The organism is Sphingobium sp. SA2 (genome assembly GCF_032227065.1).
Taxonomy (GTDB): domain Bacteria; phylum Pseudomonadota; class Alphaproteobacteria; order Sphingomonadales; family Sphingomonadaceae; genus Sphingobium.
On record NZ_JAPMXX010000006.1, the window covers coordinates 427,165 to 451,664 of the forward strand.

At 63.4% G+C, this 24,500-nt stretch carries 20 protein-coding genes, 1 tRNA gene and 1 pseudogene; 4 read left to right on the forward strand and 18 right to left on the reverse strand.

The window, feature by feature from the left end:
* Positions 1–5: 5 nt before the first annotated feature.
* From OVY48_RS09565 to OVY48_RS09640, 16 genes and pseudogenes are all read right to left on the reverse strand, one after another.
* Positions 6–2,813, reverse strand: a complete 2,808-nt coding sequence (locus OVY48_RS09565) for an EAL domain-containing protein (protein ID WP_313922678.1) — start codon at positions 2,811–2,813, stop codon at positions 6–8.
* A 151-nt stretch (positions 2,814–2,964) separates the two neighbouring features.
* Positions 2,965–3,040: transfer RNA gene (locus OVY48_RS09570), tRNA-Phe, on the reverse strand.
* Between the two features lie 48 nt (positions 3,041–3,088).
* Complete coding sequence (locus tag OVY48_RS09575; RefSeq protein ID WP_096061348.1) at positions 3,089–3,283, reverse strand: DNA gyrase inhibitor YacG; 195 nt, start codon at positions 3,281–3,283, stop codon at positions 3,089–3,091.
* A complete protein-coding gene (locus OVY48_RS09580; protein ID WP_096061347.1) occupies positions 3,273–4,262 on the reverse strand; it encodes a ribonuclease in 990 nt (329 codons plus the stop codon). The genes OVY48_RS09575 and OVY48_RS09580 overlap by 11 nt, the downstream gene beginning before the upstream one ends.
* An 8-nt stretch (positions 4,263–4,270) precedes the next feature.
* Positions 4,271–4,843, reverse strand: a complete 573-nt coding sequence (locus OVY48_RS09585; RefSeq protein ID WP_096061346.1) for a Maf family protein — start codon at positions 4,841–4,843, stop codon at positions 4,271–4,273.
* A 10-nt stretch (positions 4,844–4,853) separates the two neighbouring features.
* Entirely contained in the window at positions 4,854–5,072 is a 219-nt protein-coding gene (infA, locus tag OVY48_RS09590) for a translation initiation factor IF-1 (RefSeq protein WP_003049127.1), read from the reverse strand.
* A gap of 57 nt (positions 5,073–5,129) precedes the next feature.
* Positions 5,130–6,419 carry an adenosylmethionine--8-amino-7-oxononanoate transaminase gene (locus tag OVY48_RS09595; protein WP_313922680.1) on the reverse strand — a complete coding sequence of 430 codons (1,290 nt, stop codon included), beginning with the start codon at positions 6,417–6,419 and terminating at the stop codon, positions 5,130–5,132.
* A gap of 32 nt (positions 6,420–6,451) precedes the next feature.
* Entirely contained in the window at positions 6,452–7,057 is a 606-nt protein-coding gene (locus OVY48_RS09600; RefSeq protein ID WP_313922681.1) for an OmpA family protein, read from the reverse strand.
* Positions 7,054–8,865 carry a cation:proton antiporter gene (locus tag OVY48_RS09605; protein ID WP_096061343.1) on the reverse strand — a complete coding sequence of 604 codons (1,812 nt, stop codon included), beginning with the start codon at positions 8,863–8,865 and terminating at the stop codon, positions 7,054–7,056. Before OVY48_RS09605 ends, OVY48_RS09600 begins: the two co-directional genes overlap by 4 nt.
* 122 nt (positions 8,866–8,987) lie before the next feature.
* A complete protein-coding gene (locus tag OVY48_RS09610) occupies positions 8,988–9,371 on the reverse strand; it encodes a DUF4168 domain-containing protein (protein ID WP_069065841.1) in 384 nt (127 codons plus the stop codon).
* A gap of 215 nt (positions 9,372–9,586) precedes the next feature.
* A complete protein-coding gene (locus OVY48_RS09615; RefSeq protein WP_313922683.1) occupies positions 9,587–11,632 on the reverse strand; it encodes a M13-type metalloendopeptidase in 2,046 nt (681 codons plus the stop codon).
* A 102-nt stretch (positions 11,633–11,734) separates the two neighbouring features.
* On the reverse strand, positions 11,735–12,364 hold the full coding sequence (bioD, locus tag OVY48_RS09620; protein WP_313922684.1) for a dethiobiotin synthase: 630 nt from the start codon (positions 12,362–12,364) through the stop codon (positions 11,735–11,737).
* The gene (locus tag OVY48_RS09625; RefSeq protein WP_313922685.1) at positions 12,361–13,485 is read right to left on the reverse strand and encodes an 8-amino-7-oxononanoate synthase; all 1,125 of its coding nucleotides are present in this window, start codon (positions 13,483–13,485) and stop codon (positions 12,361–12,363) included. The genes bioD and OVY48_RS09625 overlap by 4 nt, the downstream gene beginning before the upstream one ends.
* 44 nt (positions 13,486–13,529) lie before the next feature.
* Positions 13,530–14,980 (reverse strand): annotated as a pseudogene (locus OVY48_RS09630) (helicase HerA domain-containing protein).
* 580 nt (positions 14,981–15,560) lie between these two features.
* On the reverse strand, positions 15,561–15,839 hold the full coding sequence (locus OVY48_RS09635) for a LysR family transcriptional regulator (RefSeq protein ID WP_313922687.1): 279 nt from the start codon (positions 15,837–15,839) through the stop codon (positions 15,561–15,563).
* 150 nt (positions 15,840–15,989) lie between these two features.
* Positions 15,990–17,396: a toll/interleukin-1 receptor domain-containing protein gene (locus OVY48_RS09640; RefSeq protein ID WP_313922688.1), complete on the reverse strand. Its 1,407-nt coding sequence runs from the start codon at positions 17,394–17,396 to the stop codon at positions 15,990–15,992.
* Between the two features lie 414 nt (positions 17,397–17,810).
* Between OVY48_RS09640 and ppc the strand changes: the two genes are divergently transcribed.
* Both ppc and OVY48_RS09650 read left to right on the forward strand, forming a co-directional pair.
* Complete coding sequence (gene ppc / locus OVY48_RS09645; RefSeq protein WP_313922689.1) at positions 17,811–20,513, forward strand: phosphoenolpyruvate carboxylase; 2,703 nt, start codon at positions 17,811–17,813, stop codon at positions 20,511–20,513.
* A 55-nt stretch (positions 20,514–20,568) separates the two neighbouring features.
* Positions 20,569–21,306, forward strand: coding sequence for a sulfite exporter TauE/SafE family protein (locus OVY48_RS09650; RefSeq protein ID WP_313922690.1), 738 nt, complete (start codon positions 20,569–20,571; stop codon positions 21,304–21,306).
* 124 nt (positions 21,307–21,430) lie between these two features.
* Here OVY48_RS09650 and OVY48_RS09655 read toward each other — a convergent pair whose 3' ends face one another.
* Entirely contained in the window at positions 21,431–21,985 is a 555-nt protein-coding gene (locus OVY48_RS09655) for an outer membrane protein (RefSeq protein ID WP_037480083.1), read from the reverse strand.
* A 313-nt stretch (positions 21,986–22,298) separates the two neighbouring features.
* On the opposite strand from OVY48_RS09655, the gene OVY48_RS09660 reads away from it, so the two are divergent.
* The gene (locus OVY48_RS09660; RefSeq protein ID WP_313922692.1) at positions 22,299–22,982 is read left to right on the forward strand and encodes a peptidase; all 684 of its coding nucleotides are present in this window, start codon (positions 22,299–22,301) and stop codon (positions 22,980–22,982) included.
* Positions 22,982–23,668, forward strand: a complete 687-nt coding sequence (locus OVY48_RS09665) for a hypothetical protein (protein WP_096061329.1) — start codon at positions 22,982–22,984, stop codon at positions 23,666–23,668. The genes OVY48_RS09660 and OVY48_RS09665 overlap by 1 nt, the downstream gene beginning before the upstream one ends.
* Before the next feature lie 109 nt (positions 23,669–23,777).
* Here the strand turns inward: OVY48_RS09665 and OVY48_RS09670 are convergent, their stop codons facing one another.
* On the reverse strand, positions 23,778–24,470 hold the full coding sequence (locus OVY48_RS09670; RefSeq protein ID WP_313922694.1) for a hypothetical protein: 693 nt from the start codon (positions 24,468–24,470) through the stop codon (positions 23,778–23,780).
* Positions 24,471–24,500 lie beyond the last annotated feature (30 nt).

Below are 24,500 nucleotides of genomic sequence, written 5' to 3' on the forward strand. Positions count from 1 at the left end.
CCGGATCAACACCCCGATTCCGAGAGGGAGAGCGGCCCGCTATTATGCATCCCCATGCTGGACCGCAGCATGTCCGCCCAGTCCGACCCGGCGCACAGACCGATCATGCCGGGTGCATCCCACTTCGCCAGGATAGGGGCGATTTGCGATCGTGCCATGGGGCGCCCGAACAGGAAACCCTGACCGACATCGCACCCCTTGACCATCAGATGCGCCGCTTGTGCAGCCGTCTCTATGCCTTCGGCGACCGTCGTTATGCCCAGATTTTTCGCAAGATCGATGACCGCCCCGACAATGGCGGCATCACCCGTTTCTGCGGCATTGAGGCGCGACACGAAAGACCGGTCGATCTTGATCGTGTGAACCGGAAATTGTTGCAGGTGCGTCAGCGACGCATAGCCCGTGCCGAAATCATCCAGGGCGATCGTCACGCCCGCCGCGGCCAAAGTCTCCAGGCAATTATGGACCCGATCGGACAATTGCCCCACGAACACGGTTTCCGTGACCTCCAGTTCCAGCAGGCTGGCAGGCAGTCCCAGCTTGTGCATCCGCCCCAGGATGCGATCGACGAAATCGCCCCGACGAAAATCGCCCGGTGCGCCGTTGAACGCGATCCGGCCAAAGGCAAGGCCCTGGTCGCGCCAGGCGACCATGTCGGCCATGATGCAATCAAGCATCCGATCGGTCAGCCGAACCGCCAGATCGGCGTCTTCGAACGCCGCGCGGATTGCGCCGGGCGGCTGCAGCCCCTGCTGCTGGTCATGAATGCGCAGCAAGGCTTCGAAACCCTCCAACGCCCCGGTGCGCAGGTTTACCTTCGGCTGGTAAAAGGGGATGATATGGTTGTTGGTCAGGGCCGCCCGCGCCTTGGTCAACATGGCCTTTTCCATGTCTACCGCTTCGCGCATGGCGGGCGTGAAGCCCCGTATCTGACCTGGTCCCTCGCTCTTGGCGGCATAGAGGGCCAGGTCCGCGCATTTATGCAGTTCTTCGGCGTCCAACCCATCCCGAAACGCCAGCGCGCCACCCGCGCTCAGGCTGACATCGATATGGCGTCCATCATGCAGCAGGGAGCCCGTCAGGCTGCCCATGATGGTGTCGACGGTTTCCTGTTTAGCCTGTTCTGGTGTCAATCCCGGCAGGATAATCGCGAACTCGTCCCCACCCAAACGCGCCAATGTGGCGCCGACCGGCAAACGCTTGCTCAGTTTGGCTGCCACGTCATGCAGCACCGCATCGCCCGCATGATGGCCAAGCGTATCGTTGATGGTCTTGAACCGGTCGACATCCAGCACGATCAGGCCGACGCACTGCCCCTGTCGGCGCGCCTCGTCCAGCGCCTCGTCCAAGCGCTCGGCAAACATTGCGCGATTGGGCAGCCCGGTCAGGGCATCATGCGACGCCGACCATTTGAGCTTGGCCTCATATTGCAACTGCGCGGTGACATCATGCAGCGAGCCCAGCAGACGGACCGGCTTGCCATCCTTGTTGCGCACGACATAGCCCCGCGCGACGAGGTTGAGATAGCGCCCATCGGCTGCGCGAAATCGGAATTGTTCGACCCATTGGTTGAAATGCGCGTCCTCCAGGCTGGCGAGGTTGTCGACCACGCGCTTTTGATCGTCCGCATGGATATGGTCGACCCACCATGACCGGGACGTGCCCGTGCGGGTTTCGGCATAGCCCAGAACATCGAAAGCGGCCTCGCTCCAATCGATCCGATCCTGTTCAAGTGAGCAGTCCCAGATGATGTCGTTGGTCGCCCGCGACGCGAGGCGATACCGCTCCTCGCTCTCTCTCAGCGCATTTTCCGCTTTGACCTGATCATCGATATCCTCCAGCGTTCCATACCATTTCAGGATGGTGCCATCTTCACCGCGACGCGGCTGCGCGCGGGCGCGATGCCAGTGATACACGCCACCACGATCGCGCAAACGATAGCGCACATCCACGGCCGAGGCATCGGGTGCGCTCGTCGTTCGGTGCCACAGATCGAGAATTGCGGGGAGATCGGCGGGATGGACAGCGGCCGTCCACCCGCTGCCCAAGGCATCCGCCGTCGGCATGCCGGTCACCGCCTCCCATTTGGGACTGAGTTCGAGGATCGCGCCGACAGCGTCGCTGATCCACGGCATTTGCGGATTGAGGTCGACCGAATAGCGATAATGATCTTCACTCTGCCGAAGCGCGGTGACCACCGCGCTCATCTCGGACCGCGAGATCAAAAGCTTGCTGAACGCCGACTGGCTGGTCGCGAGAGTGCGGACGATAACGGCGGCGATGATGAGGAAAGTGACACCGATCCCAATCAGGTAGACGTCGGACGATGTCAGCAGGCACAAGGTAACCGGCGCCGCACCGAACAGCAGGACAAATCGGCCGGCCACGGGCAAGGATTGCAAGCAATAACAACAGCTGATCGAGCCAACGAACACATAGAGCGCAACCGATGTGATCCGGTCGGTCGCCACTTCATTGAGCAGGAACAACCCCCAAGCCCCGAACGCGGCGCTCAGGACCGCCGACATGACGATGGTCCCGGCAAGATGCCGCCGCATCTTGCTTGGGGAGGGCACGCTCCTCTTGCGCGCCATCCACAGGAAACCCCGGACGACGATAATGACGGACAGGGTGGCCGGAACGCTGAGGCTCAGCCAGACCGGCACATCGCCATAGGTCACCATCGCCAGGCAAAAGACGTTGATGAACATCAAGGCGTACATCAGGGGAATCTGCCCCGTCAGCGCCTTATACTGCTCGTGCAACGCCACCTGCGATTTTTCGGCAATCCGTCTGAACCGAGCAAATACCATATACGCGCACCAAGCTCTCCCTCGTTATATATAGGAGCAACCTGTTAACAAACGCATAGAGCCAGCAATATCGAACGTTCATGCAGGAAGCATGGTCGATGCGCGTGAGCGTCCCGCTATCTGATCATATTTATTGGGGGGAGAGTAAAAGTGGTGCCCGGAGACGGATTCGAACCGCCGACACAGCGATTTTCAATCGCTTGCTCTACCAACTGAGCTATCCAGGCACAGCCAACTGCGGAGTGTTCCGCCCGATGGAGGCGTGCCTATAGGCGTCAATCCTGTTCGCTGTCTAGCCCATAATCGCCGATTTTTTGCGTGTCATCCTCGGCGGGTGGCCCGGCGACGCGATAGCCTTCGCCCAGCCATTGCAGCAGATCGCGGTCGCGGCAGGCCGCGCTGCAGAACGGCCGCGTTTCCGCGCTGGCGGACTTGTTGCAGACTGGACAGGCGGCGGCTTTAGGCGACATGGCCACCCGCGATCGCGAGGGTGGCATCGGCCTGCATGCTGATCGCGCCGCCGCGACGCTTGGCAAGCTGTTCGATCCAGTTGGGCCGCTTGTGCAGATAGTCGATGATGGCGGGCGCGGCGACCAGCGTCGCGGGACCGCCCTGGCCATGCCGTTCGGCGCGCCGCAACAAGGCGAGCGCAGCGGTCGCCACCGGATCTTCGCGCAATAACTCCATCAGGTTCGCGCGCTCGCGGCGGCGGATGATCTGGACGAAGCCGAAGCCGTTGACCGCCGTGCGCTCGAAGGGGAGCGGCAAATATTTGTCGATCTGGGCGGCGGCGATGATCCGCTCGTCCTTGTTGTTCATCGTCGGCAGGTCGATGCCGATCGATCCGCTCAGGCCCATGCGCCGCACCGTCTGCGCCGCCAGCTTCGCGCCCTTCGGCCCCAGTTGCGCCGGCGGCAGCGACCCGTCAATGTCGATCAGCAGCATGGCGGGCGTCAGATAAAGGCGCAGCGCCGCGGCCTCTGTGCCGACTTCGCCGCTGATCGCTTCTTCCATCAACTCGCTCCAGCCATGGGCTTCCAGCCGGTCTTCCTCATGCGCGGGGCATGGGACGACGGGGACGCCGGTGGCCCGGATACGCTGGAGCAGGCTGGGACCGGCTTGTGCTTTCATGCCCGGCTGGGTGCTGCGGCCCTTGGCGCGCTTGGGGCGGCCTTCTTCAGGGATTGCTTCGCGCAGGATTTCGACCAGCAGGTTCGCGCCCTCCGCCAGCCGGGGCGGAATCGGTTCGATCAGCACTTCCTCGCCACTGATCAGGCGGACGATGCCGCGCTTTTTGGGAATGACCGTGGTGATGAGCTTGCCCTGCATCACCGCGCCCGCGCGTGCGGCATCGCCTTCGCGCTCGATCAGCGCCTCGACCAGCTTACCCTTTTCGATCAGCGCGGCACGGGCCTCGCCAATGCCTTCTTCATAAAGCCACTCGGCCATGTCGGTTCCTAATCGAGGGGATGGCCCGCTGCCTTGAGCAGCGTGCGGGTTTCGTAGAGCGGCAGGCCCATGATCGCGCTATGGCTGCCCTGAATCGCGCGGATCAGCCCGGCGGCTTTGCCTTGGATGGCATAGCCACCCGCCTTGCCGCGCCATTCGTCGCTGGCAATATAGCGGTCGATCTCCGCCGCCTCCAGCCGCTTGAACGTCACGATATTGGTCGACAGCCGATGCCGTGCGACGCCCGCGCCGTCGATCAGCGTGATGGCGCTCAGCACGCGATGGCGACGGCCCGACAGCAGCGTCAGGCAAGCGCGCGCCTCCGCCTCGCTTTCCGCCTTGGGCAAGATGCGCCGTCCAGCAGCCACCACCGTATCGCCCGACAGAACCAGCGCGCCGTCATGGCGTGCCGCCACCACCACCGCCTTTTCAGCAGCGATCCGCGCGGCATAGAGCGCGGGCAGTTCGGCTTTGCGGGGCGTTTCGTCCAAGTCGGCGGGATCGACCGCGTCCGGGACAACGCCGATTTGCCCCAGCAGCGCGAGCCGCCGGGGGGATGCCGAAGCCAATATGAGTCGCATCAGATACGACTTATTTGAAACGGTACGTGATCCGACCCTTGGTCAGGTCGTAAGGGGTCAGCTCGACAAGCACTTCGTCACCCACCAGCACGCGGATGCGATTCTTGCGCATCTTGCCGGCGGTGTGGCCGAGAATTTCGTGGTCATTTTCAAGCCGGACACGGAACATGGCGTTGGGGAGAAGCTCCACAACCTGTCCGCGCATTTCAAGCAGTTCTTCTTTCGCCATAATATCCCAAATTCGCAAAATCGCGCCGCCATAGCGCCAAACTGCGCAAAATGGAAGTCACGCTTTTACGCCGAACCGATCCCCTGCCGCGATGAGCGCGGCGAAAATGTGATCGAGCTGTCTTTCATCCAGGCAATAGGGCGGCATGAGATAGATGCTGTTGCCCAAGGGCCGCAGCAATATGCCCCGCTCCAGGAAGAAGGCCCGGAGCCGGGGCGCAAGGTCCGACAGATAGCCCGCATCCGGCGCGATCAGATCGATCGCCGCGATTGCCCCCAGTTGCCGCGGATTGGAGAAGGCGGAATGCTGCGCCAGTTCTGCCAGCCGCGTCGCGATGCCATCAGCCAGCGTGGTGATCCGGCCCAGCACATCCTCCTCGCGCCAGACGGCGAGATTGGCCGCCGCCGCCGCACAGGCAATGGCATTCGCGGTATAGCTGGACGAATGGTAGAAAAGCCGCGCTCGGTCGGTCGAGCGATGCGCTTCGAAGATCGGCGCGGTCGCCAGCGTCACCGCCAGCGGGATCGCGCCGCCGGTAATGCCCTTCGCCACCGCCATGATGTCGGGCACGACCCCTGCCTGTTCACAGGCAAACAGCGTGCCGGTGCGGCCCCAGCCGGTCATCACTTCGTCGGCAATGAACAGCACATCATGGCGGCGGCAGATCGCCGCCATCTCGCGCAGGATCAAGGGCGAGTAGACCAGCATCCCGCCCGCGCCCAATATCAGCGGCTCGACGATGAAGGCGGCTGGCTTTTCGCGGCAAGCGGCATCAAGCGCATTAAGGCAGGCTTGCTCATGGCCCGGTGCCGGGAACGGAATCGTCCCGACATCGAACAGCAACGGCGTCCAGGCGGCATTATAGACGCCCCGCTCGCCGATCGACATCGTGCCGATCGTATCGCCATGATAGCTATGGTCCAGCACCAATATACGGCTGCGCGCGCCGCCCAGCCCGTCCAGCGCCCGGTTGTGCCAATAGCCAAGCGCCATTTTCAGCGCGACCTCGACGGCGGTGGAACCGCTGTCGGAGTAGAAGACATGCGCGAGACTGGGCTGATCAGGCGCGCGGGGCGCTAGGTTAATCAGGCCGCGCGCTACTTCCTCTGCCCGTGCATGGGTGTAGCCCGCGAAGATCAGTTGATCGAGCTGCCCCGCCTGCGCCGCAATGGCGGCCGCAATACGCGGGTGGCAATGGCCATGAGTCGTTACCCACCAACTCGAAATCGCGTCGATCAACATGCTGCCATCGGCCAGATGCAGCAGTGCGCCCTCGGCGCGCACGACTTGGGGGATCGGCTCGTTCAGGCCATGCTGGGTGAAGGGGTGCCAGACAGGAGACGTCATGGCCTGTCTTTAGGCGAGAGCCGCCTGCAAGGCTATGGCTTCTCCGCGTCCGGCGCATCCACCGGCACGGGCGGCGGAATGACGACCGGCGGCGGCGTGACGCGCACCTCGACCCGGCGATTCTTGGCCCGACCTTCGGGATCGTCGCTACCATCCTCCTTGGCATTGGGCGCGATCGGCCGGGTTTCCCCCAGAGCGACCAGCGTGATGCGCTCGGCCGCCACGCCCTTTTCGACCAGATATTCGCGCACCCGCTCGGCGCGGCGGCGGGAAGCAACGCGGTTGTCGCCATCGGTGCCCAGCGAATCGCTATGCCCACGCAGCGCGACAGTCCCGCCCGCCTGCATCGCCGGGGTCGTCATCAGCGCGTCCAGAGCCGCCTTCGCCCCATCGTCCAACTGGAGCGACAGCGCACCGAAGCCGATCAGCAATTCTTCCGGCTCGATCTTGGGTTCTTCCACCGTGGGCACGACTTCGGGGCGCAGGATGGAGCGTTGCGGCTCGACCATATTGTCCGCGCCATTGTCCGCCACGCCATTGTCGGCGATCGCGTTATTGGCAGCCTCCTGCCCAGCGGGCGGCTGACACGCAGCCAAGCTCGCGCACAGGAGCAGCGCGGTTGGGGCCAATTTGCTCATTCTTCCTTTCCTTTCGATCGGATCGGGGCGGGCGGCACATAGGACAAGATGGTGTCGCCGGGCTGGGGCGTGGGACGCGACGCATGGGAGAAGAAACGCAGCGCGCCAGTCCGGCGGACCAGCAAGAGCATGTCACCCTCCGGCGGCAAGGCGGCGCGAGCCGCTTCATAATCGAACTGTTCGCTGATCTTCGTCTTGCGGAAGGTCCAGCCTTGCTCCTCGCGTTCCACAATATCCTCCACGCCATGGCCCGACGTGAAGAGCGTTCGGCCGCGCAGCGATTCGGGCAAGGTGCGCGGATCGTCATCATCGCTGGCGTCGCCCAGCTGATAAACATTGTCACGGCCGATCTCCGGCGCAAATTCATTGCAGACGAGCGCGTTATAGGCTTCGTTGCCGGTCGCAGCAGCCAGCACCTGAAACTGGGCCAGATCCAGCCGCTCTTCGGTGGCTTCGGACAGTATCTCGCCATGATAGGTGGGGATGCCCTTGTGCCGGGCCGGGGCAAGCCGCTGCCAGCTATTGTCGGCAATCGTCACGGGTATGTCGATCTGCCGCAACTGATCGGCCAACCCCAGACTGAAAGGCGTCGCGCCGACGATCAGCAGTCCCTGTTCCGATGCGCCGGTCACCTTGAGCAGCCGCGCGACCGCCTTGATCGAAAAACCATGGAAAAGGATCGTCGCGATGACGACCGCAAAGGACAAAGTGACCAGGATCGATCCGTCACCATAGCCGAGCCGGTCGAGCCGCAGCGCGAACAGGCCGGAAATAGCCACCGCGACGATACCGCGCGGCGCGATCCACGCGACCAGCAACCGCTCGTTCCAGGGGACGGGCGAGAAAGCGAGACTGAGCAGGACCGTGGCTGGCCGCACCAAAAACAAAAGCGCCAGCAGGAAGCCGATGAAGCGCCATTCGAACTGGCGCAACACCTCCAGGTTGAGCGAGGCGGAGAGGATCACGAACACACCTGAGATCAGCAGGACGGTGACATTCTCCTTGAACGGCTGAATGTCGCGCAGCGAATCGAAGCGCATATTGGCAAGCGCCACGCCCATCACCGTAACCGCCAACAATCCGGTTTCCTGCTGGATCATGTTCGACCCGACAAAGACGCCGATCACCGCGACAAGCAATATCGGTGCCTTGAGATATTCGGGCACATGGCCGCGCGGAAAGGCCCAGCCGATGGCACGGGCGGCAAGCCAGCCGATCAGGCCTGCGATGACCGCGGCGCCCAGCAGCGACAGGATGACCGATGCCAGCGTCCCGCCCTCGCCCGCCCGGCGCAGATATTCATAGGTCACGACGCCGAGCAGCGCCCCGACCGGATCATTGACGATCGCTTCCCATTTCAGGATGGCGCGCGGACGCGCCGCGACGTTGGACTGACGCAGCAAGGGCAGCACCACGGTCGGCCCCGTGACCACCAATATCCCGGCGAACAGGATCGCCACCGGCCAGACCAATCCAGCGACATAATAGCAGGCGATCGCGCCCAATACCCAGCCGATCGGTGCGCCGAGCAGGACGAGGCGGATCACCGCGCCATCGGTCTTGCGCAATTCGCGGAAGTTGAGGCTCAGCCCCCCTTCGAACAGGATCAGCGCAACCGCGATCGACACCATGGGTTCGAGCAGTTCGCCGAACACATGTTCGGGATTGATGATGTGGAGAACGGGGCCGCCGATGACGCCCGCCGCCAGCATGAGCGCAATGGCAGGCCAGCCCGTGCGCCAGGCGATCCATTGCGCGCCGATCCCCAATATGCCGATCAGCGCGATGGAAAGGGCCAGTTGCTGCATGGCGGGCACGATAGACAAACCGCGCCGCCGCCGTCACCCCCTGATATTTTTAACCGATCGGGGAACCAGCGGGCGGCGGGACGAAAAATGGGCCGATCGAGGACCGGCCCATCACTCTTTCATCAGGGCTGCGGTTGCGCAGGAGCAGCCGGTGCGGCTGCCTGGATGCGCTGCTGAAGCGCGGGGTCGGTGGCAGCAGCCTGGCCGATCTGGTTGAACTTTTCAGGGGGCAGGCCGGACGCCTGCAACGCGGCGAGCATCTTGGGCTGCTTCTCGGCGGCCGGGATCGACGCATCCGCCTGGATTTTCGTCACTTCGGTGGCCGCAGCGGCAAATTGCTGGATATCGCTATCGCTGAAATTGCTGGCTCCGGCGGCGGGCGCTGCCGGGGAAGCGGGTGCCGCAGGGGCGGGCTGCGTGGTCTGCGCCGCGAGCGGGGCAACCGCGAAAAGAGCGGCCGATGCGAGGCCAGCCTTGAGGGCGTGGGAAAGGGTGAGGCTCTTCACAATGCGTCTCCTTGAACTGATGACCCGTCAGAAGCTGTGGACAACGCATCGGCATGGGAAGGCCCGTTCCGTCGAGCCGTGGCATAAGGCGGACGATGTTCGGGTTCCCGACAGTTCGTCCTTTTTGGACAACGGGCCATCAGCCGCCACCATCGTTGCGATCTTGCAACAAGTTTGCGCCGACTCCGAAAACCGGGGTCGGCGCACGCTTGTCATCACCAGATTTTGACGCGCTCCTTGGGCTCCAGATAGAGCTTGCCGCCCGGCGCAGGCTTGAACGCCTCATACCAGCTATCGAAATTGCGCACGATATCGGCGCGATATTGCGACGGCGCGTGCGGATCGGTGACCAGCCGCTGGCGCAGATTGGCCTCGCGATAATTGCGCCGCCACACCTGCGCCCAGCCCAGGAAGAAGCGCTGGTCGCCGGTCATGCCGTCGATCACCGGCGCGGGCTTGCCGCTCAGCGAGGCATGATAGGCATCGAGCGCAACGGCCAGACCACCCAGATCGCCGATATTCTCGCCCAGCGTGAACGCCCCCTTCACATGCGCGCCGGGGAACGGCTCATAGGCGTCATATTGGGTGACCAGCTTGTCGGTCAGCGCCTTGAAATTGGCGACATCAGCGTCGGTCCACCATTGGTTGAGCTTGCCGGTTTCGTCATATTTCGCGCCCTGATCGTCGAAATGATGGCTCAGTTCATGGCCGATCACAGCGCCGATACCGCCATAATTGACCGCTGGGTCGGCGTTGGGATCAAAGAAAGGCGGTTGCAGGATCGCGGCGGGGAACACGATCTCGACCATGCCGAAATTGGCATAGGCGTTGATCTCCATCGGCGTCATGCCCCATTCCCAACGATAGATGGGCTTGCCCAGCTTCCCGATATTATAGTCGAAATCGAACTGATTGGCGCGCATCGCATTACCCAGCAGATCGTCGCGCTGGATGGCGAGGCCATCATAGTCGCGCCATTTGTCGGGATAGCCGATCTTGGGGGTGAAGGCGGCCAGCTTCTTGTGCGCGCGCGCCTTGGCCGTGTCGCTCATCCACGGCAGGCCGTCGATGCGACGCCCCATGGCGGCGATCACATTCTTTACCAGCACATCCATCGCCGCTTTGGTTTCAGGCGGGAAATATTGCGCGACATAGACTTTGCCGACCTCTTCGCCGAGTGAATCCTTGAGGAAATCGACGCCCCGCTTCCACCGCGCCTCACGCTCTGGCGTACCTGACAGGGTGGTGCCGTAAAAGGCGAAGTCGGCATTGGCGATGTTGTCGGGCAGTTTGTCGGCATAAGCATGCAGGCTGGGCAGCAACAGCGCGTCCTTCAGCACGGCCATCGGCGTCTTGGCGATCAGCGCCGCCTCGCCGGTGATGGCGGAGGGTTGGGCGACGAGCAGGTCGGTCGGCGTCAGGCCATTCGCCTTGAAATAGGCGGCGAAGTCGAAGCCTGGCGCGGCCTTTTGCAGGGCGGCCAGCGTCAGCTTATTATAGGTCTTGTCCGCGTCGCGGCTGTCGATCTGGGTCCAGTGGACCTTGGCCACTTCCGTCTCGAACGCCATCAAGGCGGCGGCGCGCGCCTTGGCGTCTGTTTCACCCGCCAGCGTCAGCATCGTCTCCAGATGCGCGACATAGGCGGCGCGGATCTTTGCCATTTCCGGCTTTTCATCCAGATAATAGTCGCGATCGGGCAGGCCCAGCCCACCCTGGCTCATCGACAGAATATAGGTTTCGGGGTCTTTATCGTCCTGCCCGACATAGAATCGGAACGGGCCGCTGATCCCGGCGCGGGCAGCCTTGGCGGCGAGCGTCGCATAGCCCGCCTTGTCCTTCACGCCCTTGATCTCGGCGAGCCAAGGCTTGATCGGGGCCAGCCCCTTGGCTTCGACGGCGGCGGTGTCGAGATAGCTGGCATAGGCCGCGCCGATCTTGCTCGCCGGATCATCTTTCGCCGCGTCCAGGATCGCGCGGGTGCGGGTGCGCGACAATTCGTCGAGCGTGTTGAACGCGCCATAGTTGGACTTGTCGGCCGGGATCGGCGTGTTTTTCGCCCAGGTGCCGTTGGCATGGTCGTAGAAATCATCGCCCGGCTTCACTGACAGGTCCATGCCCGCCGCGTCGAAGCCATAGCTGCCATAGGTGGGCTTGGCCGAAACTGGGGCGGTGGTGATGGCTGGGGCGGGCTGTTGCGCGTGGGCGATACCAGCGGTCAGCGCCAGTGCGGAGGCGGCAGCGCCCAGGAGGAGGTGTTTCATCAAAGCATCCCTTGCTTGAAGTGGGCGCATCGGACGCGCCCGGCATGACGGGGACTTGAACGCCTGTCCAACAAGCCTGTCCATGTCGTTGGTCGAATATTATCAGCCGTTGAAAGGATCGGAAAGCCGTATATGCGCGGCAAAGGCTTGCGCCAGCGTGGCCGGGTTCAGCGGGTCGAGCAGCGGCAGGCGGCCAAGGCTGGGCACACCCGCCAGCAGCGGGATGATCCGCTCATTCTCCGCATGCGCCTCACCGATGAAGGCGATGCCTGCAATCGGCACGCCGCGCGACCGCAACGCCTCGACGCTGAGCAGGCTATGGTTGATCGTGCCGAGCGCGGTGCGCGCGCACAGGATGACGGGCTGGCCCCAATGGGCGAACAGGTCCGCCATCGACAGCGTCTCGCTGATCGGCACCAGCACGCCGCCTGCGCCCTCGACCACCAGCGGTCCGTCGATCTGCGGCAACGCCAGCCGGTCCAATTCGATCGTCACCCCGTCGATCCGCGCGGCGAGATGCGGGGAGGCGGGTGTCGCCAGCCGATAGGCTTCGGGCAGGATATGCGCGGCGGGCAGGCCGGACAGGCGAGCGACCTCCTCCTTGTCGCCATCGGGGTCGACCCCGGCCTGGATCGGCTTCCAATAATGCGCGCCCAAAGCAGCGGCGAGGCCAGCGGCGAAGACCGTCTTGCCGATGCCTGTATCAGTGCCGGTGACAATAAGAACGCTCATCCTACGATCCTCTGCAATTCGCGGCCGAGCGCGGCGATGTCGGCGCGACCGACATTGAGCGTCAGCGATATGCGCAGGCGGCTGGTGCCCGGCGGCACGGTTGGCGGGCGGATGCCGCGCACGTCGAACCCGGCGTCCTGCAGCGCCGCTGCCGCCGCCATGGTGCGCGCATCCGTGCCGAGGATGACCGGCACGATCTGGCTGCGCGGCGTGGGCAGGCCGAGCGGCGCGCAGATGGCTTCGGCCGCATCCTGCCGCAACGTCTTCAACCGGTCGCGCAGGTCGCTCGCTTCCTCGATCCGGTCGAGTGCGGCGGAGACCGCGACGGCCATCAGCGGCGAGGGCGCCGTGGAGAAGATGAAGGCGCGGGCGCGGTTGATGAGATAGTCGATATGCAGGCGTGGCCCGCAGATCAGCGCGCCTTCCACCCCCATCGCCTTGCCGCAGGTATGGAGCGTGACGACATTGTGCAGCCCGTCCAGCCCGGCCGAAAGCCCGCGTCCACCCGGTCCGAAGACCCCGGTGCCATGGGCTTCGTCGAGCAGCAGCATGCCATGATGTTTGGCCGCCAGCTTGGCGAGATCGGCGAGCGGGGCGAGGTCGCCGTCCATCGAATAGAGCGTTTCGACCGCGATCCAGATGCGGCCCTTGCCCCCTTCGGCGCGGAAGGCGGTGATCAGGTCGGCGAAGCTCTGCACGTCATTATGGCGGGCAAAGACGGCGGCGGCCTTGCTCATGCGAATGCCGTCATGCGCGCTCGCGTGGATGAGTTCGTCCGCGACGATCAGGTCGCCCCGCTGCGGCAGGGTGCCGAACAGAGCGAGATTACCGACATAGCCATTGGCGACGAACAGCGACGCCTGGGTGCGGAAGAAATCCGCGGCCTTGGCCTCCAACCCTTCATGTTCGGGCGCATTGCCGCGCAGCAGCCGCGATCCGCCCGACCCCACCGGCACGCCCCGTGCAATCGCATCCGCCACCGCCCCGGCGATGATCGGATCGGCGGCGAGGCCGAGATAATCGTTCGACGCGAAATCATGGCCCGACCGGGGCATCAGGCGACGCAACCGCCCGCGCGCGTCCAAAGCGGCAAGCTGTCTGGCGAAGGGTTCGGCGGTCATGGGGCGCGCTATAGGCCGCTCCCGAAAGGGGAGCAAGCCGCCGCTCAGCCCTCCGCCACCGCCGTCGACAGCCCCAATCCCGGCACGCCGATCGAGCGTTTGCCCGAAAAATCCGTGCGGGCGACGATGACGCCCAGTTTTTCCATATAGTCGATCAGGCGGCGGACGCGCCCCGGCGAGCTGGTGCCATAGGCGCGCGCCAGGGCGGCATCGTCGGGGCATTGATGCCCCTGCATCGCGGCGCGCGCGATCAGCAGGAAAGGGGCGAGCATGTCTTCGGGCAGCGTGTCGGCGGCGCGCATCGCCGGTTCCCAGCGCGGATCGGCGGCGTCCATCATCCCCGCCTGCGCCATGGCAAAGCGCTTGCGGAAGGCGGGCAGGTCCAGCGGCGGGGTGCGCAGCCCCTTCATGCGGCAGCGCACGCCGAAATCCTGGTACAAAGTCGACACGCTGGGGGCCGCATCGCCCAGATCGGCGACGATCTCTTCCAGCACCGCCATCACCACCGGCTCATTCTGGCCGAAATCCAGTTCGGGCGCGGCGGGCTTGGCCGAGGGCGAATCGGCCAGCGCGCGGATGATCTCCTCGGCGGGGCGGGGCGGCGGATCGGCGCGCGGCGGGGCGACGGGGGCCGCATCCTGCGGTTCGGGGCGAACAGCAATTCCTGAAAATCCTCGCCGCTGGTCACCGGCGGGGCCATCAGCTTGTGCGTGCCGCCGCGCGTGCTGGTGTGGACCGCGCCGATCTTGACCGACACCGGACGGCGGCAGATGGCCGGGCCCAGCGCCAGGAAGCGCCCGCGCTCCAGGTCGCGAATCTGCTCCGCCTGCCGCCGTTCCATGCCCAGCAGATCGGCGGCGCGCGCCATGTCGATGTCGAGGAAGGTGCGCCCCATCAGGAAGTTCGACGCTTCGGCGGCGACATTCTTGGCGAGCTTCGCCAGCCGCTGCGTCGCGATCACGCCCGCCAACCCGCGCTTGCGCCCCCGGCACATCAAATTGGTCATCGCCGCCAGCGACACCCGCCGCGCTTCGTCGGACACGTCGCCAGCCGCGGCGGGGGCGAACATCTGCGCCTCATCCACCACCACCAAAGCGGGATACCAATGGTCGCGGGGCGCATCGAACAGCGCGTTGAGGAAGGAGGCGGCGCATTTCATCTGCGCGTCGATCTCCAGCGCCTCCAGGCTCAGCACCACCGAGGCGCGATGTTCGCGAATCCGCGTCGCCATCGTGACGATCTCGCGCTCATTATAGTCGCCGGCGTCGATCACCACATGGCCGTAGCGGTCGGCCAGCGTGACGAAATCCCCCTCCGGGTCGATCACCACCTGCTGCACCATCGGCGCGCTTTCCTCCAGCAGGCGGCGCAGCAGATGCGACTTGCCCGACCCCGAATTGCCCTGAACGAGCAGCCGGGTGGCGAGCAATTCCTCCACGTCGACCAGCACGGGCTTGCCGTGGCTGTCGGTTCCTATGCTGATGCTGGCGGTCACGCCCACCCCATGGCCCATGGGGGCGGGGGAGCGCAAGAGGGGTGCGGCGGCGGTGACAGTGGCGCGTCTGCCAAGGATCAGCCGAAGTTCACACCGTCGTCGGGAAAATGGGGCCAATCGTAAAGGCGAGGGCGCTGTGAAGACCCGGTGAGGTTCGTGTTGGGTCACGGTGAAGTCACAGCTGGGTCACTATGACGCGACAACAGGGCTATCGCATATGAAAGCTCCGTTCGTCCTGAGCCTGTCGAAGGACTGTCCTTTTCTTCGCGCGGAAGTTTAGAATGAAGAAAAAGCGGCCCTTCGACAGGCTCAGGGCGAACGGAAAATTTTTCTTCATACCAAGGGGAGGCCACAGGCGCGGGCATCGCCATCAGCGAGGTGGCGGTCATGCAGTTTGCAACCCGATATGGGCGTGTCGAACAACGCCCATCCTCCCCTGGCAGGGGAGGTGGCAGGGCGAAGCCCTGACGGAGGGGTGTCACGCTATCGATAGGGCGACACCCCTCCACCATTCGCTTCGCGAACGGTCCCCCTCCCCTTCCAGGGGAGGATTTTAGGGTCTGGTTCGCAAACCCCATCATCACCTCAGCGGGGCAGCGACCGGCGGCGGGTCCGGCGCGAAGGGATCGGCCATGCACTGCGCATAATGGGCCAGCGCCCAGTCCCAGCTCTGGTCGAACATCGTCCCCGCCAGCCGCCGACGCAGGCGATGCGCGCTGGTGGGCGACATGCCGACGCTGCGCGCGGCGGTGGCGACGGTGCCGGTTTCGAGCAGGGCAACGAGAAAGCGCCGCTGCTTGGCGGGCGTCCAGTGGGCGCGGTTGTCCGGGGGCGGCGGCGAAGTGGGGTGCTGGTCCATCGGAAAGGATAGATCAGAGGATGTGCGAGTAGGAAAGGGGATTTTGTGGCGGGGTGTTATGCGCCAAACTCTGCCGTTCCCAGCCCTTCTTTTCGATTCGAAAACTGGCCTCTCGTTAACGTCGAAGGGCTTTGGCTTATCCTCCGCTGGTTAAAGGCGAGAAGCAACGTGCTCGATGCCCACAAGATCGTCGATGCTAGGACCGGGATACACATTTTGCCACAGCCGCTTCCCGCTCAATACTCTAACGCGCTCCTTAAAATCCTCCGCGCTGACAGAGCCGAACAGCATCTGGCTGACGTTGGCGAAGAACTTAGCACTCTCCATCCTAGCGAACAGCTCGAGTGCTGAATTTCGGCGGCCCGAGTAGATGAGGGTGCGAGGAAACCATGAGATATATCGACCCGGCTCGCTAACCGGCCTTCTCACGAATAGGAGTAAATCAGCCTCCATCATTCGCGCGAACGATGGCGTCCCTGTTTGGTAATGCTCGTTTATGAAGTCAGCTTGCCAGTCCCCTCGGCTCTGATTGAGACGCTGATTACGATATTGGAGCGACTCAGGATATTGATCGAATTCCTCAAAATCCTTCGTGCTTCGACCATGCCTGCCATTGGGATCATTGTAATAGTAGGCGTGATCCAACGCTCTGGCAATCAGGTCTAATTGCCGCTCTGCAAGCAACACCGCGATGACACCAAGGAAAGTCTCGTAGGCCATCATCTTATTTGCATCGAAGGTGGCAGGTGACCTCGAATTCGTTTTCGGATCACGGTCGGTCGTTGAAAGCACCTGCTCTAAGATCGACAGCAGATCATCGAAAGCGGCGGGGGTGCCTCGCGCTATCGAGCGCGTCAATTCGTGAAGCTGCTTGATGTATGGCCGCATCGCATCCGCAGCCAACACCACCGCCTCATCAATCGGGACTGCATCGCCCTGGCCGTTTGTCTGCTGCGGACGGAGTGCGATAAGCTGCTCAATCAGCCCTTCTCCAAAGTCCCGAACTAGCCCGGATGCACCGGGGGAACCGCGCTCCAACCCTTCCTTCGCCCGACGAAATCGGGAGGCGGTTGCGAGGGGTGCTTCGTCCTTGCCAAGATAGCTGGGCTTTGTTCCTAACTTAGGCCTAGTATGAAGCGGCGCATCATTAATCCAGCGAGTTAGCTCCTCATAGGCCTCCTCCTCGCTTTCTGGATTGCTGAAATCGATGAAGATGCGACCGCCGTAAAAGGTCGGGACATAGGCCCGCCCCTCGTCATCAACTTCGGTAACGAGCGCAGCATATTTGCTCTGGTCTGCCTTCCGATAGATTTCGGGTGTAAGGATTTGCGTCTCGGTGCCGACACCTCCGGCACGGCCGTCCGCCTTCTCCTTGTAAACCCGATCGCAGACGATAAGCACTTTCGTCACGTCGGGCCTAGTAATCGACTGTTCCATGAAATGAATCGGATCGTGGCCCGGCTTTAGATCCCATTCGTCCAGAATCGTGTAAACGCCGTCCTCCATAAGCCGCTCAGCTAACCGGCGAACCCAAGCCTTATGCCGGGCGTGGACCACGAATAGGAGATAAACGCCTTTTGCTCAGAGCCAACTTCGACCTGTTCCGACACGGCGTCCCCCTGATGTGTTGCAGCTTAGATATAGCCCAAGAGCGAATTGCCAAACCATAATCGCCAGTTCTGTGCGACCAATTACCGAGGCTTCAAGTCGAAGCGACAAATTATCGCTTCACTGTGCGTTTTCGCGCGCAAGACCTGCACGATCGACGTAAAACACACGCAGCCTGATGAACCGCCGGAAATCGGCAAGAAAGACCCTCACCGACATCGACTAGGCAGCAAGCTGCCAAGTCTTTGTAGCCTCTCCCGCGAAGGCGGGAGAGGGCAAGGCGCGACATTCGCTTTGCCAATTGCCCCCGCCCTTACATCCACCGCTTGACCCTTTCCCTGTTGCAATGCAGCATTGCGTCCCATGGCGACTCTTTCCCCCTCCCCCTCCGCCCCTGCGATCACGCAGAATCCCGACATCCGTTTTCTGGGGCGCCTGCTGGGCGACGTGATCCGGGCTTATGGGGGGGAGAGCCTCTACAAGCAGACCGAATATATCCGGTCGGCGTCGGTGGATCGCGCGCGCGGGGTGCAGGGGGCGGACCTGACCGATACCGGGCTGGATGCGCTGACGCTGGATGATACGCTGAATTTCGTGCGCGGGTTCATGCTGTTTTCGATGCTCGCCAATCTGGCCGAGGACCGGCAGGGCATCGCCGCCGAGCCGGGCGCCGATGTCGCATCGGTGCTGGCGCGGTTGGAGTCGCATGGCATTGGCCGCGACGCGGTGCTGGACCTGCTGTCGCACAGCCTGATCGTGCCGGTACTGACCGCCCACCCGACCGAGGTGCGGCGCAAGAGCATGATCGATCACAAGAACCGCATCGCCGACCTGATGCTGCTCAAGGATGCGGGCCGCGACGAGACGGAGGATGGCGAAAATCTGGACGAGGCGATTTTCCGCCAGATCGCCTTGTTGTGGCAGACCCGCCCGCTGCGCCGCGAAAAATTGTTCGTTGCCGACGAGATCGACAATGTGCTGGCCTATTTCCGCGACACCTTCCTGCCGGTGCTGCCTGCGCTCTATGCGCGGTGGGAGCGGGTGCTGGGCGCGCGGCCGCAAAGTTTCCTGCGGGTGGGGAGCTGGATCGGCGGCGACCGCGATGGCAATCCCTTCGTTCAGGCGCCGCAGTTGCGCCATGCGCTGCAGCGCGGATGCCAGGCGGCGATCGCTTATTATCTGGATGCGTTGCACGCGCTGGGGGCGGAACTCTCGCTGTCGACCGAATTGGCGCATGTGCCGCAAGCGGTGCTGGACCTGGCCGAGGCCAGCGGCGATGCTTCGCCGAGCCGGGGGGACGAGCCGTATCGCCGGGCCATATCCGGCATCTATGCTAGGCTGGCTGCGACCTGCACCGCGCTGACCGGCACGCAGCCTGCCCGCCCCTCCGCGCTCAAGGGCGAGGCCTATGCCATGCCGCAGGATTTCCGCCGCGATCTGGTGACGGTGGCGCAGGGGCTGGCGAGCGAGGGCAATGGCGCACTGTCGAGCGGCGGGGCGCTTGGTCGCCTGATCCGCGCGGTCGAGACGTTCGGCTTCCACCTCGCCACGCTCGACATGCGGCAAAATAGCGACGTGCATGAGCGGGTGGTGGGCGAATTGCTCAAGGTCGCCGGGGTCGAGCCGGATTATGCGGCGCTCGACGAATATGCGCGCATCGCGCTGCTGCGCAAGGAACTGGCGAGCAACCGGCCGCTGGGGTCGCGCTTTTCGGCCTATGGCGAGGAAACCGCGTCGGAACTGGCGATCGTCCATGCCGCGGCAGAGGCGCATCGCGTCTATGGCCCGCAATGCATCACCCATTATATCATTTCCAAGGCCGAAAGCGTGTCCGACATGCTGGAGGTCAATATCCTGCTGAAGGAAGCCGGGCTGTGGCAGGCGGGCGTCGATGGCGCGCCGCCGCAGGCCGCGATCATGGCGATCCCGCTGTTCGAGACGATCGGCGATCTGGAGGCTGCGCCCGCGATCATGTCGGCCTATTTCGGCCTGCCCGAAATTGCAGGCGTGGTGCAGGCGCGCGGGCATCAGGAAGTGATGATCGGCTATTCGGACAGCAACAAGGATGGCGGCTACATTACGTCCACCTGGAGCCTGTACAAGGCAAGCCAGGCGCTGGCCCCCGTCTTTGCCGATGCGGGCGCGGCGATGCAGTTGTTCCACGGGCGCGGCGGGGCGGTGGGGCGTGGGGGCGGGTCGGCCTTCGCCGCGATCCAGGCGCAGCCGCGCGGGACGGTGCAGGGGCGCATCCGCATCACCGAACAGGGCGAAATGATCGCCGCGAAATTCGGGTCGCGCGATGTCGCCATGACCAATTTGGAGGCGATGACCAGCGCCACCCTGCTCGCCAGCTTGGAGCCGGAGGGGATTTCGGAGCGCGACGCTGCGCGCTTTACCGCGGCGATGGACGAACTGTCGAAAAACGCCTTCGCCGCCTATCGCGACCTTGTCTACGGCACGGAGGGGTTCAAGGAATTTTTCCGGCAATTGACCCCGATCCAGGAAATTTCCGGCCTCAAGATCGGATCGCGTCCGGCGAGCCGCACCAAGAGCAATGCCATCGAGGATCTGCGCGCCATTCCCTGGGTGTTCAGCTGGGCGCAGGCGCGGGTGATGCTGCCGGGCTGGTATGGGGTGGGTCAGGCGCTGGCCGGGTTCGAGGACAAGGCGCTGCTCGCCGACATGGCGCAGCATTGGTCCTTCCTCAAATCCGCGCTCGCCAATCTGGAGATGGTGCTGGCCAAGTCGGACCTGGGCATCGCCGCCCAATATCTGCCGCTGGTCGAGGATCAGGGAATGGCCGACACGCTGTTCGGGCGGATACGCGAGGGGTGGAACCAGACGCATGACGGGCTGCTGGCGGCGACGGCGCAATCGCGATTGCTGGAAAAGAATGCGGCGCTGGAAACCTCTATCCGGCTGCGCCTGCCCTATATCGAACCGCTCAACCTGTTGCAGGTCGAATTGTTGAAGCGCCACCGTGCGGGCGAGGATGATCCGCGCATCAAGGAAGGCATCGAACTGTCAATCAACGCGATCGCGACGGCGTTGCGCAACAGCGGTTGAGTTTGCCAGTGGGCGGGATTGACAGGGGCGGGACCGGAGTGCGAGCGCCCTCGTCATGATTGACGCCACCTATGCCCTTGCCGCCTGCATCTTCTTTGGCGCGGCGCTCTATTCCAGCGTCGGTCATGCCGGGGCGTCGGCCTATATCGCGTTGATGGCGTTGTTCGGCCTGCCTGCGCAGGTGATGCGTCCCACGGCGCTGGTTCTCAACGTCATCGTGGCGACCTTCACCTCCGCCCGCTTCGTTCATGCCGGGCTGTTCCGCTGGCGCACGCTCTGGCCCTTTCTCATCGGGGCCATCCCCATGGCGTTCATCGGCGGGGGCATCATCCTGCCCACGCATTTCTATCGTCCGCTGGTGGGCGTGGTCTTATGGCTGTCGGCTGCGCGCTTGCTGTGGCCAAAGCCGCTCGGCACGGCGGAAGATGTCAAAGATCCGCCCATGATCGCGGCGATCGCGGCGGGGGCGGGCATCGGCCTATTGTCGGGTCTGACGGGCACGGGCGGCGGCATTTTCCTGTCGCCACTGCTGCTGTTCCTGGGCTGGGCAACACCGCGCGCCGCATCGGGAATCGCGGCGGTATTCATTCTCGTCAATTCGATTTCCGGGCTGCTCGGCAATCTGGCCTCACTGCAACAGCTGCCAGAGACGCTGCCGCTTTTTGCCGGAGCCGCACTGGCGGGTGCGCTCGTGGGCACGACATTGGGCATTCGCCTGCCATCGACCATGATCGTGCGCGCCCTGGCGCTGGTCCTGATCGTGGCGGGGGCCAAAATGATCGGCGTATATTGAGGGGAGAATTCGGGACGGCGGCAGTCCAATGCGCCGCCCCGAACCCCCAGTCCTTGCCGCGGCAAGGATTGGCTGGTGGGGGCGAGCCGTTATGGCCCGCCCGAACCTTTAGCTCGGAATCAGATCAGAACTTGGCGACGACACCCGCCATCGGGCGGATCGAGCGGAAATTGCCCATCGTGTCAGCCTGCACCCGGAAACGGATGTTGCTGCTCATGGCCGAGCTGCCCATGTCGGCAGGCGAGAGTTCGACGCCAGCGCCATAGGTGGTGCCATGGAAATCCTGGCTATCGGGGCCGAGCGCGTCGAAATTGACCCACTTGTAACCGACCTTGCCGAAGATCAGGCTATCCTTGCCGGCCTTTACACCGACACGGCCCGCGGCATTATATTCCCAGTCGATGTCGCCCGACACGCCCTTGGACGCGCCGCCTTCAACGCCGAGAACGATCGGCCCTGCGACATTATAGTTCACGCCAGCGACGCCTTCGACCATGCGGCCCTTATAGCCCACGGGCGGAATGCCTTCCTTGCCGGTTTCGCTGTCGAAATTATGCACGCCGCCCATCACGCCGACATAGGGTTCGAGGCGACGGGTAGAACTGCCATCGTCCTGCGCCATCGCGACGGCGGGAATGAAGGACGCAGCGGCAGCCGCTGTGAAAAGCAGTGTCTTCATGGGGGTAACCCTTTTTCTATTGTTGAGGATAAGCAGCGGTGTGGACCCGCCGGGTCGGCGCGAGCGCTCCAAGCTGCTGCACCAGACACGACACAAAATGACCAGACCCGCCCGAAGGTTTCCTGAACGAACGATAAAAACCGGACGAATGACATTTATGTGACGGAAAAAACACGGTTTCTGTCGCTCAGATGAACGAAACACCCTTATCTGAACGGCAGATAAACGCTGGACGGCGCACCCCATTTTCATTCACAACCAATTCAACCGGCCCGCGTTACGTCAGTGACAGATAAAGATGAGGAGAAAGGCGATGACGGGCATCCGACATCGGTTACTGGCTACGATGGGCCTGATTGGCGCGCTGGCATTGGGGGGCTGCGCCTATGATGACGGCTATGGCTATGGCGGCGTGAACGTCGGCACGGGCTATTATGGCGGTGGTGGCTATTATGGGGACGGCTATTATGGTCCCGCAGGCTATTATCAGCCCGGCGCCTTTGGCGGCTGGTACAATAATTATTATTATCCCGGTAACGGCTATTATGTCTACGACCGGGGCGGACGCCGTCACCGCTGGAACGATGGGCAGCGCCGCTATTGGGAAGGCCGCCGTGCCGAGCGTGGCGACAATCGCTGGCGTGGCCGGGATCGCGATGGACGACCCGACCGGCGACCCGATTGGCGCGGGCGCGATAATGACGGACGCGGCGATGGACGGGGCGAATGGCGCGGACGCGGCAATGATGGTCGGCCAGGCGACGGTCGCTATACCCGTCCGCGGCCGCAGCCCGGCGTAGAGGGTGACCGTGGCCGGGGCCGCTGGCAGGGCAATAATGCCGTGCGCCCGACACCGCAGGCCCGGCCGGATCGCCCGCAGGCGAGCCAGCCCCGTCCGCAGCGCAGCGTTGGCAATCGCCCCGGCCCCAGCATCCGTGCCGATCGACCGGCGCGCACCAACAGCCGTGGCCCAGCCATGCGGACACGCCCAGACTGATGCGGGGACAGATGAAGGCACTCTTACTGACACCCCTCCTGCTCGTCGCCGCCTGCGACGGGCGGGAGGAAAGCGCGATCGACAATCTCGCCAATGGCGCGAATGTGGCCCAGGTGGAAAACAGCTTCCGGGCCGAGGCGATGGCGGTGATGGAACCGCTCGATCCGCCAGCGCCGGGCACGCCGGGCGGCCTGCCGATCGACCCGGCCCCGCTGGCCGAGGGATCGATCGATCCCGACAGCGCGCAGGGCGCGGCGCAGGTCGTGCAGGGCTATTATGGCCTGCTGGAGGAAAAGCGGTTCGAAGATGCGCAGGCGCTGTGGAATCCGCGCGGCCAGATCGGGACGCAGGATGACGCGCATTTCGCGGCGCGCTTCCGGGGTTTCAGTGAAATTCACGCCAATGTCGGCGCGCCATCCGAGCCGGAAGGCGCGGCCGGGTCGCTCTATGTCATCGTGCCGGTCCAGCTTTATGGCCGGATCGCCGCGAACGGCAAACCCTTCTACGCCTTGCGCCAGGTGACCTTGCACCGCGTCAACGACGTGCCCGGATCGACCGCCGAACAGCGGCGCTGGCATATCGAAAGGATCGGTGCCTATGCGCCGCCCATCCAGGCGGCCGACGCCAGCAATGCGATGGAAGCCATCTCCATGACCGATGGCATGGCGGGCAAGAGCAAGAAATAACCCCCATCCGCTTCGAGAAGGGCGAACGCCGCCGCAAGGCAGGCGGTTCGACTTCCCGAAGCGGACGGTCATCAACAGTACTTCTACGGCAGTTTGTAAGGACCAACGCCTAGTCTTCAAGGCGGGTCGTCAAAATGACCTCGGCTACGGGCGGGGCACTTTCGGGGTGCCCCAGCATTTGCGGACGCCGCGAGTGCAAAGGGCCAGTCTGAAAGTCGAACGAGATATTCGCAGCGCGAAGTGCGTTCACTACAGCCTTTTGGGCTGGCGTTAGACTGTTTGGATCTCCAACCTTGACCCCTACGCCGGTTGTGGGCGGATTTCCGAGACCCATTACCATCGGTGTCTGAGTAATCCATCCAGCGCTATTAAAAGCAGCAACTAGCCCTTTGGACATTTGTGCAGCATCCGTAGAGGCAGCATCCGAGGTTATGTCGATTGACTGACCTTTGAAGGGATCGAGCAATGGCACCATCACCTGCCTTTGCTCGGCGGAGATCTTGCGCGGCCCCATGGCTGCGAGCCTCGGCACCATCTCGCTGATCCGCTGTTCAAGCGCATCTATACGTGCTTTCACAGCGTCGGGCGTGTCGCTCCCAGTCTTATCTTTGTATTCTTGTAATTGTCGTTCAAGCAGCTTTTCGGTGCTCTCCGCATTGGACAAGCGCGTCGCATACTGACCGCCTATAGCCCAACGCATGACGAACCACATCAAGACAACAACGGCCAAAAAAGGAACGGGCGCGTTATAGACGGTAACGATCTGTTGCCAGATAGATGCGGCAGCTGTGTTGAAATCCATTCCGCTTTCATAACGGTATCAAGCCGCAAG